Consider the following 15,803-nt stretch of genomic DNA (forward strand, 5'->3'; position numbering starts at 1 on the left):
CAAGGAACCGCCCAAGCCGGCGAAGAAAGCCCCGGCCAAAAAGGCAGCGGCCAAGGCCGCGAAGAAAGCCGCGCCGGCAAAGGCCGCCAAGAAGGGCGCCCATCCGGCTCCCAAGAAGTCGGCGGCCAAAAAGGCAGCCGCCAAGAAAGCACCCGCGAAAAAAGCACCCGCGCACAAGGCGCCCGCCAAAAAGATCGCCCCGCCGGCGCCGGACACCAACGGTCAGCTCGCCGCCGCAGCCAAAGATGCCGCGGCACATGCCAAGTCAACCGTTGACGCGGCGCGCAACCCGCTGCCGGCAGAGCCAGACGCGGACTCCAGCGTCCGTTGGCCGGTCCCGGTCGCGGTGGCGATCGCGATCAGCGTGCTGGCCCTGCTGCTGATCCGCCAGCTCCGCCGAGACGATGACTAACCTGGCCCGGTGACTGTGATATTCCGGGCAACGGCCGACCTGGTGGACGATATCGGGCCCGACGTGCGCAGCTGCGACGTTCAATTCCGCCAGTTCGGTGCGCGGACGCAGTTCGCCGGCCCGATCAGCACGGTGCGGTGCGCGCAAGACAACGCCCTGCTGAAATCGGTCCTGGCGAGGCCCGGCGATGGTGGCGTGCTGGTGATCGACGGCGGGGGCTCGCTGCACACTGCGCTGGTCGGCGATCTCATCGCCGAGTTGGCTCGGTCCAACCACTGGGCGGGGCTGATCGTGCACGGCGCGGTTCGCGACGCGGCGGCGCTGCGTGGTATCGAAATCGGAATCAAGGCGCTGGGCACCAATCCGCGCAAGAGTGGCAAGACCGGAGCCGGTGAGCGAGACGCCACGGTCAGCTTCGGCGGAGTGGAGTTCGTGCCCGGCGACATCGCCTATAGCGATGACGACGGCATTGTCGTCGTCGCTGCGGCCGGCTAAACCGCTAAACCGTTAGGGCAGCAGGCTTTTTGGCGAACTGCAGGGCCTCGTCGTCAACTTTGCCGCGGCGGATCAGCTGCAGGTCCATGAAGTAGTTCTGCTTGAGCCGCCATGGCGAGACGGAACCCGCCTTCGGCAGGTAGTCCAGTGCCCGCAACACGTAGCCCGGGGTGAAGTCCATCAACGGACGCTCGTCAACCGAATCGCCCGGGTGCTGCGGTACGACGGTGTCGTAGCCGTTCGAGTCCATGTAATTGATCACCCGGCAGACGAACTCGGACACCAGATCGGCTTTCAGCGTCCAGGACGCGTTGGTGTAGCCGATGGTGAATGCCATGTTCGGCATGCCGGTCAGCATCATGCCCTTGTAGGACATCGTGTCGGTGAGCTCGACGGGTGCGCCGTTGCGCCGGATCTCGGCGCCACCGAACAGCTGTAGGTTCAAACCCGTTGCGGTGATGATGATGTCGGCGTCGAGTTTTTGATTGGAGCCGAGCTTGATCCCGGTCTTGGTGAACCGGTCGATGGTGTCGGTGACGACGTCGGCCTGGCCCTTGCGGATGGTTTTGAACAGATCGCCGTTGGGTGCCAGGCAGAGTCGCTGGTCCCACGGCTTGTAGCTCGGGCCGAAGTGCTTGTCGACGTCGTAGCCCTGCGGCAGCCGCCGCTTGGCCATCGTCAGCAGGGTCTTGCGCATCTGGCGCGGGAACTTGCGGGAGAACTGGTATTGGAATGTGCTGAACGCGATCCACTTCCACCGGTTGGCGGCGTGCGCGAGCTTGGTCGGCAGCCACTTGTTGGTCTGCTCGGCGAATGGGTCGCTCAGCGGCAGCGAGCCGATGTAGGACGGCGAGCGCTGCAGCATCGTGACGTGGCCGGCGCCGGAATTCACCAGCGCCGGAATCAACGTGATTGCGGTGGCGCCGGAGCCGATCACCACGATCTTCTTGCCGGCGTAGTCGAGATCCTCCGGCCAGTGCTGCGGGTGAATTATGGTGCCGTCGAAGTCGTCGTAGCCCTCGAACTTCGGCAGGTGCCCCTCGTCGTAGTTGTAGTAACCGCTGCAGGCGAACAGGAACGAGCAGGTGAGCTCTTGTTGCTGACCGTTGTTGTCGACGGTGAGCGTCCATCGGTTGTCGGCGTCCGACCATTCGGCACCCACTACCCGGTGGCGATAGCGGATGTGGCTGTCGATGCCGCTTTCGGCCGCGGCCTCTCTGATATAGGCCTTGATCGACGCGCCGTCGGCGATGGACGTCGACGACTCCCAGGGCTTGAACCGGAATCCCAGCGTGAACATGTCCGAGTCGGAGCGGATGCCGGGGTAGCGGAACAGATCCCAGGTACCACCGAGGTCGTCGCGGCGCTCCAGCACCGCGTAGCTCTTGGACGGGCAGCGGTCCTGCAGGTGCCAGGCCGCGCTGATGCCGGAGATGCCGGCACCGACGATGACAACGTCGAGATGTTCAGTCATGGCGCCACGGTATCAACACCGTGTTGAGTGCGTCAACACAGTGTCGAATTTCTCGACAGCATGTAAAGTACCGGATGTGACGACCGTCAGCTCCAGCCGCGCCTCGAGGGGCCGGCGTTCGGGGCGCCCGTCCGGTGACGACCGCGAGCTGGCGATCCTGACCACCGCCGAACAGTTGCTGCAGCATCGTCCACTCGCCGACATTTCGGTCGATGACCTGGCCAAAGGCGCCGGGCTGTCCCGGCCGACCTTCTACTTCTATTTCCCGTCGAAGGACGCGGTGCTGCTCACGTTGTTCGAGCGGGTGATCACCGAAGCCGACTCGGCGCTGGACAGCATGGTCGCCAATCCGCCGGCCGACCTGAAGTCGCTGTGGCGCATCGGCATCAATGTCTTCGTCGAGACGTTCGGCTCGCACCGCGCCGTCTCGCTGGCCGCCGAGTCGGCGCGCACGAACAAGGATCTCCGCGAACTGTGGTCACGCTTCATGCAGAAGTGGGTCGGGCATATCGCGATGGTGATCGAGACCGAGCGCTCCCGCGGCGCGGCACCGGTGACGCTGCCCGCCGATGAACTCTCAGCGGCGTTGAACCTGCTCAACGAGAAGTTGATGCTGAGCTCCTTCGCCGGCGATCGCCCGTCGGTCCCCAAAGAACGGTTGCTCGAGACACTGGTCCACATCTGGGTCACCAGCATCTACGGGGAACAGCCCTAACCCGTCACACATCGATGCGAACATATGTTCGTGTCGACCGAGGCGTCCATTCTGCACGCGGACCTCGACTCGTTCTATGCGTCGGTCGAGCAGCGAGACGACCCCGGCCTCCGCGGCCGGCCGGTGATCGTCGGCGGCGGCGTGGTGCTGGCCGCCAGCTACGAGGCCAAGGCCTACGGTGTCCGCACGGCGATGGGCGGCGCCCAGGCGCGCCGGCTGTGCCCGCAGGCCGTGGTGGTCCCGCCCCGGATGGCCGCCTACACGCGGGCCAGCGGCGCGGTCTTCGAGGTGTTCCGCGACACCTCGCCGCTGGTGGAGCCGATTTCGGTGGACGAGGCGTTCCTCGACGTGGGTGGGCTGCGCCGGGTTTCCGGGACACCGGTCGAAATCGCGGCCCGGCTGCGCGCCGACGTCCGAGACCGGGTCGGGCTGCCGATCACGGTCGGCATCGCGCGGACGAAATTCCTCGCCAAGGTCGCCAGCCAGGTAGCCAAACCCGATGGCCTGCTGCTGGTTCCGCCCGGACACGAGCTCGCGTTCCTGCATCCGCTGCCGGTGCGGCGGTTGTGGGGGGTCGGCGCGGTGACCGCCGACAAGCTGCATGCGCACGGCATCGAGACGGTCGCCGACGTCGCCGAGCTCAGCGAGTCCATGCTGGCTTCGCTGGTGGGCGGGGCGATGGGCGGCCGGTTGTATTCCCTGTCGCACAACGTCGATCCGCGTCGGGTCTCGACGGGTGTGCGTCGGCGTTCGGTGGGAGCGCAGCGCGCGCTGGGCCGCGCCGGCAACACCATGTCGGCTGCCGAAATTGATGTGGTGGTGATCGGCTTGATCGACCGGATCGCCGGCCGCATGCGCGCCGCCGGGCGCACCGGCCGGACCGTCACATTGCGGTTGCGGTTCAACGACTTCGGCCGGGCTACCCGGTCACACACCCTGCCGTGGGCCACCGGCTCGACGCATGCCCTGCTCGGCACGGCGCGGCGGCTGGTCGCCGCGGCCGGCCCGCTGATCGCCGAGCGGGGACTGACGCTGGTCGGGTTCGCGGTCTCCGGGATAGACCGCGATGGCACCGAGCAACTGACACTGCCGCTCACCACGCGAGCCGAGCCCGGTGCCGTCGATGCGGCCGTCGACCAGGTGCGTCGTCGCTACGGAAAGTCGGCACTGACCCGGGGAGTACTGGTCGGCCGCGACCCCGGGCTGGAAATGCCGCACCTACCCGACTGATGCCGTCCATTCCAGCAGCGTGTCGACCGGCCAGGTGTTGATGATGCGATCGACGGGGACGCCGGCGTCCAGCGCACGCTGGGCGCCATAGCCCAGGAAGTCCAGTTGACCCGGCGCGTGGGCGTCGGTGTCGATGCTGAAATCGCAACCGATTTCCAGCGCGAGGTTCAGCAGCCGGGTGGGCGGATCACGGCGCTCGGGGCGGGAGTTGATCTCCACCGCGGTGCCGTGTTCGCGGCAGGCGGTGAATACCGCTTCGGCGTCGAACGACGACTCCGGCCGGATGCCCCGATTGCCGGCGACCAGCCGGCCGGTGCAGTGGCCGAGCACATCGGCATGGCCGTTGCTCACCGCGGCCACCATCCGGCGGGTCATCGACGCGGAATCCATCGACAGCTTGGAATGCACGCTGGCCACCACGATGTCGAGACGATCCAGCAACTCCGGTTCCTGGTCCAGGCTGCCGTCGTCGAGGATGTCGACTTCGATGCCGGTCAGGATGCGCATCGGCGCGAACCGGTCGCGCAGCCCGTCGATGACGTCGAGCTGTTTGCGCAGCCGTTCCGGCGAGAGCCCGTTGGCGATCGTCAAGCGTGGCGAATGGTCGGTCAGCGCACAGTACTCGTGGCCCAGCGACGCCGCGGTGGCCATCATCTCCTCGATGTCCGCCGAGCCGTCCGACCAGTTCGAATGCAGATGCAGATCACCGCGCAGCGCCGCCCGGATTTCACCGCCGCCGAGATCCTCAGCAGCCGAACGTAATTCGACGAGAGAGTCCGGTTCACGCCCGGACCAGGCCTGGGCGATCACCTTGGCGGTCTTGGGCCCGATGCCCGGCAGCGACTGCCAGCTGTTTGCCTGGCCGTGCCGCTCGCGTTCTGCGTCATCGAGGCGCTCGACGATGTCGGCGGCGTTGCGGTAAGCCATCACCCGCCGGGAGTCCTCGCGCGCCCGATCTTTGTAGTAGGCGATCTGTCGCAGAGCGGCTACCGGGTCCATTCCTCCAGTGTGCCGTCGCGAGCTAATACTGTCCGGCGACGAAGCCGGCAAGAAGCACCCCGAAGCCGCCGACCTCGCCGAGAACCAGCGCAACCATCCCGGCCTTGAGTGCCCGATCGGGGTGCGCGAACTGGTTGTCGGTGTCGCGCCGCAGCCCATGTTCGATGTAGCTGAGGATGGCCGCGACGAAGAAGAACACCAGGACCATCGACGCGGTCAGGTTGACCCACACCGGCCAGGCGCTGAATTGAACGAAGATCGCCACCAGCAGCGTCGCGAAGGAGTACAGCAGGGCCGCACGGTGGGCGATGTCGACGTAAACATGCGCGCGGTGATCCGGCGACGCCAGTATCTAGCGGTACTTCCACACACCGAGCACCAGGGCGAGCAGGAAGATCAGCCCGGCGGCCAACAGGGTGATCCGGACGTCGATGCGCAGCGTGCTGCTCATTGTTGGATCGGCGTGCTCGCGTGCGTCACGCCACGAGTCGACAACCTGGACTACCGTCGGGCTCATGCGATTTGCGTTCAAAACCTCTCCCCAAAACACCACCTGGGCACAGATGCTCGCCGTCTGGCAGGCCGCCGACGACATCGACGTCTACGAGTCCGGATGGACCTTTGATCACTTCTACCCGATCTTCAGCGACAGCGCCGGGCCTTGCCTGGAGGGCTGGACCACGCTGACCGCGCTGGCGCAGGCGACCAAACGACTGCGGCTGGGCACCCTTGTCACCGGCATTCACTACCGCCACCCCGCGGTGCTGGCCAATATGGCTGCGGCACTTGACATTGTCTCCGGCGGCCGACTCGAACTGGGAATCGGCGCCGGATGGAATGAGGAAGAGTCCGGCGCCTACGGCATCGAGTTGGGCAGCATCAAAGAACGCTTCGACCGGTTCGAGGAAGCCTGCGAGGTGCTGACCAGCCTGCTCAGCAACGAGACCACCGACTTCGACGGCACGTTCTACCAGTTCAAGGACGCCCGCAACGAGCCCAAGGGCCCGCAGCGTCCGCACCCGCCGATCTGCATCGGCGGCAGTGGTGAGAAGCGCACCCTGCGCATCACCGCCCGCTATGCGCAGCACTGGAACTTCGTCGGCGGGCCACCGGATGTCTTCAGACACAAGCGCGACGTGCTGGCGTCCCATTGCGCCGACATCGGCCGCGACCCGAAGGAGATCATGACGTCGGCACACCTTCGGCTGGAGCCTGACCTCGACTACGCGAAGGTCGTCCAGGACGCCGCCGGACTGGCCGCCGAGGGCCTCGACCTGGGCATCGTGTATCTCCCGCCGCCGCACGACCCGGCCGTGCTGGAACCGCTGGCCGAGGCGATTCGGGATTCGGGGCTGGCCACCTGAATCGTGGCGGGCGCCAGGGTCACGAAATGGTCACATCGAGCAAACGTTCGCCGTTATCAGCGGACCATCCCGAACGACAGTCAGACGCCGAAGCGCAGCAGCTCGTCCGCGGTCACCAAGCGCTCATGTTTTGCGGGGAATTCGCGGCTCTTGACCGGGTGTCGGAACCATGACCAGGCGATTCGCCCGACCCGGGAACGGGTCATCGGGTTCATATACACAGCGCTTACTCCTGCGGTCGATCAGCTCAACCGGGCACCACACCCCGCGGCGCCCGTATCGAACCTATTAGACAGCCTTCGGCTGGCAAACAGTGTAAGACTCGCCGTCTAATTTATCAAATGTTTCTGATGTTACGAATGTGACTAGCGTTGCGGAGCTGTAGTCGGGACAATCGGCGCCGGCAGGGCGGTCTCGCCCATCAGGTACCGGTCCACGCCCGCGGCCGCAGCCCGGCCCTCGGCGATCGCCCAGACGATCAGCGATTGGCCCCGGCCCGCGTCGCCGGCTACGAAAACACCCGGCACCGACGTCTCGAAGCTGTTGCCGCGCGACACATTGCCGCGATCGCTGAGCTCCACGCCCAGGTCCGTCAGCAGACCCGGTTGCTCCGGGCCGACAAAGCCCATCGCCAGCAACACCAGATCGGCGTCGATTTCGAAATCGCTGCCCTCGGTTTTGACGAACTTGCCGTCCTGCATCGTCACCTCGTGCACTTTGAGCGCAGCGACATGCCCGTCGCGGCCGACGAATTCCTCGGTGTTGACCGAGAAGACCCGCTCGCCACCCTCGTCGTGCGCGGCGGAGACCCGGAGCATCAACTCGTACGTCGGCCACGGGGTGGACGGCGCGCGGGTGTCCGGCGGGCGGGGCATGATCTCGAACTGGTGCACGCTGGCCGCACCCTGACGGTGCACGGTGCCCAGGCAGTCGGCGCCAGTGTCACCGCCGCCGATGATGATGACCTTCTTGCCCTTGGCGGTGATCGGCGGCTCACCGTCCGGGCCGAGCACGTCGTCGCCTTCCTGCACGCGGTTGGACCACGGCAGGTACTCCATCGCCTGGTGGATACCGTCAAGTTCGCGGCCAGGGATGGGCAGATCGCGCCAGGCGGTCGCGCCGCCGGCCAGCACCACCGCGTCGAAGTCGGCGCGTAGCTGCTCGGCGGTGACGTCGACGCCGACGTTGACACCGGCGCGGAATTCGGTGCCTTCGGCCCGCATCTGGTCCAGCCGACGGTCCAGGTGGCGCTTTTCCATCTTGAACTCGGGTATGCCGTAGCGCAGCAGCCCGCCGATGCGGTCCGCGCGTTCGAAGACCGTCACGCTGTGCCCGGCCCGGGTGAGCTGCTGTGCGGCGGCCAGCCCGGCCGGGCCGGAGCCCACCACCGCCACTGTTTTGCCGGTCTTCCGGTCCGGCGGCAGTGGAACCACCCAGCCTTCGTCGAAGGCGTTGTCGATGATGTCCAGCTCGATCTGCTTGATCGTCACCGCAGGCTGGTTGATCCCCAGCACGCACGACGATTCGCACGGCGCGGGGCACAGCCGACCGGTGAAGTCGGGAAAGTTGTTGGTGGCGTGCAGCCGTTCGATCGCGTCGCGCCAGCGACCGGTCCGGACCAGGTCGTTCCATTCCGGGATCAGATTGCCTAGCGGACAACCATTGTGGCAGAACGGGATTCCGCAGTCCATGCAGCGCGCGGCCTGCTGCTGCAACGTCGTGTGCGGGAAGTCTTCGTAGACCTCGTTCCAGTCGCGCAAGCGCAGATCCACCGGCCGGCGCTTCGGCGTCTCGCGGTGGGTGTATTTCAGGAAACCCCTGGGATCAGGCACTGGCGGCCGCCATGATCGCCTTTTCGGGATCGGTTCCGGTGCGCTCGGCCTCGGCCACCGCCTCCAGCACCCGCTTGTAGTCGCGTGGCATCACCTTGGCGAAGCACTGCTGCTCGCCGGCCCAGTCCGCCAGGATGCGCCGGCCGACTGCGGAGTCGGTGGCATCGACGTGTGCCTGCAGCATCCCGTGCAGCCATTCCAGGTCGTCCTCGTCGAGCGCCTCGAGTTCCACCATCTCGGAGTTGAGGTTGGCTTCCAACACGTCCTCGCGGTCATAGACGTAGGCGATGCCGCCGGACATGCCCGCCGCGAAGTTGCGGCCGGTGCTACCCAGGATCGCCACCCTGCCGCCGGTCATGTACTCGCAGCCATGGTCGCCGACACCTTCGACGACCGCATGAGCGCCGGAGTTGCGCACGGCGAACCGCTCACCGACCGCCCCGCGCAGGAACGCCTGGCCGCTGGTGGCGCCGAACAGGATGACGTTGCCGCCGATGATGTTGTCTTCGGCGACGTAGTCCGCCGGTGCGTTGTCGGGCGGGCGCACCACGACCCGGCCGCCGGACAATCCCTTGCCGACATAGTCGTTCGCGTCGCCGCACACCCGCAGCGTGATGCCCTGCGGCAGGAACGCGCCAAAGCTGTTGCCGGCCGAGCCCTCGAAGGTGATGTCGATGGTGCCGTCCGGCAACCCTTGGCCGCCATAGGCTTTCGTCACCTCGTGGCCAAGCATCGTGCCGACAGTGCGGTTGACGTTGGCGATGGTGGTGGAGAACCGAACCGGCGTCTGAGAATCCAGCGCCTCGCGGCTCATCACGATCAGCTGCTGGTCCAGCGCCTTGTCCAACCCATGGTCCTGCTTGGAGCTGTTGTACAGATCCTGGTTCATGAAGGCCGATTCCGGTTCGTGCAGCACCGGCGAGAGATCCAGCTTGTGTGCCTTCCAGTGTGCCCGGGCCAGCGTGGTGTCCAGCGATCTGACCTGACCCACCGCCTCGTTGACGGTGCGGAAACCGAGCTGCGCCATGTATTCGCGGACTTCTTCGGCGATGAACAGGAAGAAGTTCTCCACGAACTCGGGCTTGCCGTTGAACCGCTCGCGCAGCACCGGGTTCTGAGTGGCGACGCCGACCGGGCAGGTGTCCAGGTGGCACACCCGCATCATGATGCAGCCCGAAACCACCAAAGGTGCGGTGGCGAAACCGAATTCCTCTGCGCCGAGCATGGCCGCGATCATCACGTCGCGACCGGTCTTTAGCTGGCCGTCGACCTGGACCACGATCCTGTCCCGTAATCCGTTGAGCAGCAACGTCTGCTGGGTTTCGGCCAGCCCGAGCTCCCAGGGCGCACCGGCATGCTTCATCGACGTCAGCGGGGTGGCTCCGGTGCCACCGTCGTGTCCGGAAATCAGCACGACGTCGGCGTGCGCCTTCGATACGCCGGCGGCGACCGTGCCGACACCGTTCTCGGAGACCAGCTTGACGTGGATCCGGGCCGACGGGTTGGCGTTCTTCAAGTCGTGGATCAGCTGCGCCAAATCCTCGATCGAGTAGATGTCGTGGTGCGGCGGCGGGGAGATCAGGCCCACGCCCGGGGTGGAGTGCCGCACCTCGGCGATCCACGGGTAGACCTTGCCGGCTGGGAGTTGGCCGCCCTCACCGGGTTTGGCGCCCTGGGCCATCTTGATCTGGATGTCCGAGCAGTTGCTCAGGTAGTGCGACGTGACGCCGAAGCGGGCCGAGGCGACCTGCTTGATCGCACTGCGGCGCCAGTCACCGTTGGCTTCGCGCTCGAAACGGGCGACGTTCTCGCCACCCTCGCCGCAGTTCGACCGGCCGCCGAGCCGGTTCATCGCGATGGCCAGCGTCTCGTGTGCCTCGGCGGAGATCGAGCCGTAGCTCATCGCCCCGGTCGAAAAACGTTTGACGATCTCGCTGGCCGGCTCCACCTCGTCGAGCGGCACCGGCGGGCGAACCCCGTCACGGAATTTCAGCAGGCCGCGCAGCGACGCCATCCGCTCGCTCTGGTCATCGACCAGACGGCTGTATTCCTTGAAGATCTGATATTGCCCGGTGCGGGTGGAGTGCTGCAGCTTGAACACGGTGTCCGGGTTGAACAGGTGGTATTCGCCTTCACGGCGCCACTGGTATTCCCCGCCCACCTCGAGCTCGCGGTGCGCCCGTTCATCGGGCCGGTCCAGGAAGGCCAGCGCGTGCCGGGTCGCGACGTCGGCGGCGATGTCGGCGAGGTTGATTCCGCCCGTAGGACAGGTCAAGCCGGTGAAGTACTCGTCGAGGATCTCCTCGTCGACGCCGACGGCCTGGAACAGCTGGGCGCCGGTGTAAGACGCCAGCGTCGAGATGCCCATCTTGGACATCACTTTCAGCACGCCCTTACCGGCAGCCTTGATGTAGTTCTGCAGCGCTGTCTCGCGGTCCAGGCCCTCGAGCACGCCGCGGTCGAGCATCACCTCGATCGATTCGAACGCCATGTACGGGTTGACCGCCGCCGCACCGAAGCCGATCAGCGCGGCCATGTGGTGTACCTCGCGGGCGTCGCCGCTCTCCACGACCAGGCCGACCTTGGTACGGCTGCGTTCCCGGACCAGGTGGTGGTGGACCGCCGAGACGGCCAGCAACGACGGGATCGGCGCCAGCGTCTCGTCGGACTCCCGGTCGGACAAGATGATGATCCGCGCGCCGTCGGCGATCGCCGCCGAGGTCTGTGCCCGCACCTCGTCGAGCGCCGCCTTGAGGCCCGCCCCATTCTCGGCGACCGGGTACAGACAGCGAATCACCTTGGACCGCAAGCCATGCCGACGGCCGTTGACCTCGACGTCGGGGTCCAGGTTGATCAGCTTGGCCAGTTCATGGTTACGCAGCACCGGTTGCGGCAAGATGATCTGGCGACAGGAATCCGCATTCGGGTTGAGCAGATCGCCCTCCGGCCCGCAGGTGCCCTGCAGGCTGGTCACCACTTCTTCGCGGATGGCGTCCAGCGGCGGGTTGGTCACCTGAGCGAACAGCTGCTGGAAGTAGTCGAACAGCATCCGCGGGCGCTGGGACAGCACCGCGACCGGGGTGTCGGTTCCCATCGAGCCGATCGGCTCGGCGCCGGTGCGCACCATCGGCGCCACCAACAAGTTGAGTTCTTCGTAGGTGTAACCGAACACCAACTGGCGCAACACAACCCGGTGTTGTGGCATCCGGACGTAGTCGCCCTGCGGCAGCTCGCCCAGCGGGATCAGGCCGTTGTCGAGCCAGTCCTGGTAGGGCTGCTCGGCGGCCAGCTCGGCCTTGATCTCCTCGTCGGCGACGATGCGGCCCTGCGTGGTGTCGACCAGGAACATTCGGCCCGGCTGCAGCCGCATCCGGCGCACTACTTTCGACGGGTCCAGGTTCAGCACGCCGGCCTCGGAAGCCATCACCACCAGGCCGTCGTCGGTCACCCAGATGCGCGACGGGCGCAGGCCATTGCGGTCCAGCACGGCGCCCACGATGGTGCCGTCGGTGAACGTCATCGACGCCGGGCCGTCCCAGGGCTCCATCAGCGAGGCGTGATACTCGTAGAACGCCCGCCGGGCCGGGTCCATCGACGGGTGCCGCTCCCAGGCCTCCGGGATCATCATCAGCACCGCGTGGGCCAGGCTGCGACCACCCAGGTGCAGTAGTTCGAGCGCTTCGTCGAAGCGCGCGGTGTCCGAGGCCCCCGGCGTGCAGATCGGGAACAGCTTGTCGACATCGTCATGAGAACCGAAGACGTCGGTGTTGATCAGCGCCTCGCGGGCACGCATCCAGTTCTCGTTGCCGGTGACGGTGTTGATCTCACCGTTGTGCGCGATGCGCCGGAACGGATGCGCCAGCGGCCACGACGGGAAGGTGTTCGTGGAGAACCGCGAGTGCACGATGCCCAGCGCGCTGGTCAGCCGCTGGTCCTGCAAATCCAGATAGAACGCCTTGAGCTGCGGCGTGGTCAGCATCCCCTTGTAGACCATGGTCTGGCCGGAAAGGCTTGGGAAGTAGACGGTTTCGCGGCCGGGCCCATCCTGTCCCGGGCCCTTGGTGCCGAGCTCGTGCTCGGCCCGCTTACGGATGACGTAGGCGCGGCGTTCCAGCTGCATGTCGTCGGCCCCGGCGATGAACACCTGGCGGAAGGTGGGCATCGCGTCGCGGGACAGTGCGCCCAGCGAGGAGTCGTCGGTGGGTACCTCGCGCCAACCCAGGACCTGCAGGCCCTCGGCTTCCACGATCTTTTCTACCGCCGCACACGCCGCGGCCGCTTCTTTCGACGACTGCGGCAAGAACGCGATGCCGGTGGCGTAGCTGCCTGCTTCGGGCAGCTCGAAATCGACCGCGTCGCGCAGGAACGCGTCGGGAACCTGGATCAAGATGCCGGCGCCGTCGCCGCTGTGCGGCTCGGCGCCCTGGGCGCCGCGGTGCTCGAGATTCACCAGCGCGGTGATCGCCTTGTCCACGATGTCGCGGCTGCGGCGGCCGTGCATGTCGACGACCATGGCCACCCCGCACGAGTCATGCTCGAATGCGGGGTTGTAGAGCCCGACGCGGTTGTGCGCCATTCCCATCTGCCCCTTCACCAAAACTTTCTGCCGCAGCATTCACGAATCGTCCCGTCGGCGACCGCACCCTGAAGGCTGCGGGCTAGGCCCCTTCGGTCTTGTCGATGTGCTGCTCGCCTGATACGACGATCCGGTTGGGGAGGATCCGAACGGCGCTGGACGGTGGCCCTGTTCCCGGTTTTCGACAAGTCGTAAAACGATATGACAAAACCCGCCTGACATGCCAACTTCGTCAATTCTAACCCGCCGGCGGCCGGTACCGCCCCATCGCGACGTGACCTGCCCCGCGGCCGGCCCGGTCAGGCTGTGCCGCAGCGCATTTGGACGCGATTGTGCCGGCCTCGACGGGTCCGGCGGCGGGCCGCCTGCCAGCTGTTTCGAGTCGGCAATTTGCTGTGACGGCCGTCCAACGAACCGGTGAAAGGCCGTACGGCTCACAGTCGGCTCGGGTGGCGGGCGACACAGTCCGGCAAAAGCCGTGGCAGCGCGGCTCTACCGACTTGTCGAGCAGGCGATGCCCCGCGTGCGGGCCGTCCGCACCGGGCCCCGGCGACCGCGCCGCAAAAGTTGCCGAGGATTTTTTCGCAGCCGAGCCCGCCTTGCGGCGCTGACCTGCGGGATCAGTGGTCGACTGGCCCATCGTGTCGTTCGGCCGGCCGCGGCGGCTTTACGATGCATCCATGAGCTTGGCCGAGCATCCCTTGAGCTCCTGACATGTCGATTTCCACGAGCCCATGAGCGAGCCTGACGATTTCCTGCGCGCCCGGGTACGGCCCGCAGCACCGAGCGGGCCGGTAGGTCCGCCACCACGTCCGCCGACCGGCACGCACCGTTCGGCGCCGCCTCAGCGGCCCGCTCCCCTGCCGCCGCCCGTCCCGGCTCAGCGGAGGTCGTGGGGCGACATCGACTTCACGCCGCGAGGCGCGCACCCGCCCCGCCAGCCCGGCCCCAAATACGGCTGGCGCCGCGTCGTGTTCAAGGCCACGTTCGGACTGCTCAACCTCGGGCCGTCGGCCGGTGAGAGGCAGGACGCCGCCTACGAGGCCGCGATCGGGTCGGCGCTGCGCGGGAACTACAAGGTGGGGGTGCTGGGCAAGGGCGGCGTCGGCAAGACCACCGTCGCCGCCAGCGTCGGGTCGATCTTCGCCGAGCTGCGCCGCCAGGACCGCGTGGTGGCGATCGACGCCGACACCGCGTTCGGTCGGCTCGGCAGCAGGATCGACCCGCGGACCAACGGCTCGTACTGGGAGATCGCCTCGGACAAGAACCTTCGGTCCTTCGCCGACGTGAGCACCCGCGTCGGCAGCAATTCGGCGGGGCTGTATGTGCTGGCCGGAGAGCCCACCGCCGGGCCGCGACGGGTGCTCGATCCCGCGCTGTACCGCGAGGCCACCTCGCGGCTCGACCGCCACTTCACCATCGCGATCATCGACTGCGGTTCCACGATGGACGCACCGGTCACCCAGGAGGCGCTCAGCGACCTGGACGCGCTGGTCGTGGTGTCGTCGCCGTGGGCGGACGGCGCTTCAGCTGCGGCGCAGACGATGGAATGGCTGGCGGCGCATGGGCGGACCGGTCTGCTGCACCGCACTGTGGTGGTGCTCAACGACTCGGACGGCCATTCGGACAAACGCCACCGATCGGCACTCGCGCACCAGTTTCTCCAGCGGGGTCAGACGGTGGTGCAGGTGCCGTTCGACCCGCATCTGCGGCCCGGCGGCGTGATCGACGTGCGCAGCGAGCTGGCCCGCACGACGCGGCGCAAATTTCTGGAGATCTCCGCGGCGATCGCCGGGTTCTTCGCCACCCGGCCGGAAAGCCCGCGAGAGCCGCACTAAGCCCGTGCCGACGGATCGGCGGTGGCTTCGATCTTGGTCACCAGCTGCTCGTCGATCGTCAGCACGATGACCGCGAAGAGCCGTCGCTCGGCGAAGGCCAGCAGCACGGGTTGGCCGGCCGGGCCGCTCACCACCGTCGCGCCCGGGCCCAGGTAGCGAAGCAGGTTGACCGCCACGTCGTGCGGCCCATGGTTGATCTGCGGCGGCGGGGCGGGATCGCCGAGTAGCGTGCCGACGCCCCACACCGTCGGATCGAGCACCGCGGCCAGCGCCTGCAGATCGCCGTTGGCGCAGGCGGTGATGAACTTCTCCGTGACGAGCTGGTGCTCGGCCGTCGAGACCTCGGCCGGCTTCGGTTGCGCAAGAGCGAATTTCGTCCGCGCACGGCGGGCAAGCTGCCGACAGGTGCCCACCGGGCGGCCGACCGTCTGGGCGATGGCGTCGAAGGGAACGCCGAACACGTCGTGCAACACGAACGACACCCGCTCGCCGGGGCTCAGCCGGCGCAGCACCTCCAGCAGCGCCGAGCGCACCTCGTCATCGAGGGTCACCCGGTCGGCGGGATCCGGCCGACCGGGTTGGTTGAGTGCGGCCTGCTCGGCGCCGATGTCGCCGGGCCGCTCGTAGCGGGCCCGCGCGGAGCGCACCTGATCGAGACAGAGCCGGCCCGCCACCACGGTCAACCAGGCGCGGACGTCGGCGATCGCGCCGAGGTCGGTGCGCGAGAGCCGCAGAAACGCCTCCTGAGCAACGTCTTCGGCTTCCCCGACGTCACCCAGCATCTGGTAGGCCAGATTGACCAGGTACGGCCGATGGCCTCGCCAGGCCTCGGCGATCTGGTCCTCGGCGGACGGCGATTGGCTCATGT

General features: G+C 67.0%; 10 protein-coding genes and 2 pseudogenes. 6 read left to right on the top strand and 6 right to left on the bottom strand.

Annotation, left to right across the window (positions count from 1 at the left end; genetic code table 11):
• Nucleotides 1-73: 73 nt before the first annotated feature.
• Nucleotides 74-412: pseudogene (locus VGG53_RS24095) on the top strand (nucleoid-structuring protein H-NS); the annotation flags it as partial.
• 9 nt (nt 413-421) lie between these two features.
• Nucleotides 422-907, top strand: a complete 486-nt coding sequence (gene rraA / locus VGG53_RS19945) for a ribonuclease E activity regulator RraA (protein WP_331519812.1) — start codon at nt 422-424, stop codon at nt 905-907.
• 4 nt (nt 908-911) lie between these two features.
• Here rraA and VGG53_RS19950 read toward each other — a convergent pair whose 3' ends face one another.
• Nucleotides 912-2,381 (bottom strand): NAD(P)/FAD-dependent oxidoreductase, encoded by a 1,470-nt coding sequence (locus tag VGG53_RS19950; RefSeq protein WP_331519813.1) that lies wholly within the window; start codon nt 2,379-2,381, stop codon nt 912-914.
• A gap of 76 nt (nt 2,382-2,457) precedes the next feature.
• Here VGG53_RS19950 and VGG53_RS19955 point away from each other — a divergent pair, with 76 nt between their 5' ends.
• Together VGG53_RS19955 and dinB are read left to right on the top strand one after the other, a co-directional pair.
• Complete coding sequence (locus tag VGG53_RS19955) at nt 2,458-3,096, top strand: TetR/AcrR family transcriptional regulator (protein ID WP_331519814.1); 639 nt, start codon at nt 2,458-2,460, stop codon at nt 3,094-3,096.
• Nucleotides 3,097-3,120: 24 nt separating this feature from the next.
• Complete coding sequence (dinB, locus tag VGG53_RS19960; RefSeq protein WP_331519815.1) at nt 3,121-4,326, top strand: DNA polymerase IV; 1,206 nt, start codon at nt 3,121-3,123, stop codon at nt 4,324-4,326.
• On the opposite strand, the gene VGG53_RS19965 is transcribed toward dinB, so the two are convergent.
• Both VGG53_RS19965 and VGG53_RS19970 read right to left on the bottom strand, forming a co-directional pair.
• Nucleotides 4,315-5,325 (bottom strand): PHP domain-containing protein, encoded by a 1,011-nt coding sequence (locus VGG53_RS19965; RefSeq protein ID WP_331519816.1) that lies wholly within the window; start codon nt 5,323-5,325, stop codon nt 4,315-4,317. The two genes, dinB and VGG53_RS19965, sit on opposite strands and share 12 nt — an antisense overlap.
• Nucleotides 5,326-5,347: 22 nt before the next feature.
• Nucleotides 5,348-5,776, bottom strand: a pseudogene (locus tag VGG53_RS19970) (hypothetical protein).
• A 64-nt stretch (nt 5,777-5,840) separates the two neighbouring features.
• Between VGG53_RS19970 and VGG53_RS19975 the strand changes: the two are divergent.
• Nucleotides 5,841-6,689: an LLM class F420-dependent oxidoreductase gene (locus VGG53_RS19975; protein ID WP_331519817.1), complete on the top strand. Its 849-nt coding sequence runs from the start codon at nt 5,841-5,843 to the stop codon at nt 6,687-6,689.
• Nucleotides 6,690-7,054: 365 nt separating this feature from the next.
• On the opposite strand, the gene VGG53_RS19980 is transcribed toward VGG53_RS19975, so the two are convergent.
• Together VGG53_RS19980 and gltB are read right to left on the bottom strand one after the other, a co-directional pair.
• Nucleotides 7,055-8,521 carry a glutamate synthase subunit beta gene (locus VGG53_RS19980; RefSeq protein ID WP_331519818.1) on the bottom strand — a complete coding sequence of 489 codons (1,467 nt, stop codon included), beginning with the start codon at nt 8,519-8,521 and terminating at the stop codon, nt 7,055-7,057.
• The gene (gene gltB, locus VGG53_RS19985; protein WP_331519842.1) at nt 8,514-13,097 is read right to left on the bottom strand and encodes a glutamate synthase large subunit; all 4,584 of its coding nucleotides are present in this window, start codon (nt 13,095-13,097) and stop codon (nt 8,514-8,516) included. The genes VGG53_RS19980 and gltB overlap by 8 nt, the downstream gene beginning before the upstream one ends.
• Before the next feature lie 734 nt (nt 13,098-13,831).
• Here gltB and VGG53_RS19990 point away from each other — a divergent pair.
• Nucleotides 13,832-14,935: a MinD/ParA family protein gene (locus tag VGG53_RS19990; protein ID WP_331519819.1), complete on the top strand. Its 1,104-nt coding sequence runs from the start codon at nt 13,832-13,834 to the stop codon at nt 14,933-14,935.
• On the opposite strand, the gene sigI is transcribed toward VGG53_RS19990, so the two are convergent.
• Complete coding sequence (sigI, locus tag VGG53_RS19995) at nt 14,932-15,801, bottom strand: RNA polymerase sigma factor SigI (protein WP_331519820.1); 870 nt, start codon at nt 15,799-15,801, stop codon at nt 14,932-14,934. The two genes, VGG53_RS19990 and sigI, sit on opposite strands and share 4 nt — an antisense overlap.
• Nucleotides 15,802-15,803: the final 2 nt, after the last annotated feature.

It is taken from the genome of Mycobacterium sp. (genome assembly GCF_036490025.1).
Taxonomy (GTDB): domain Bacteria; phylum Actinomycetota; class Actinomycetes; order Mycobacteriales; family Mycobacteriaceae; genus Mycobacterium.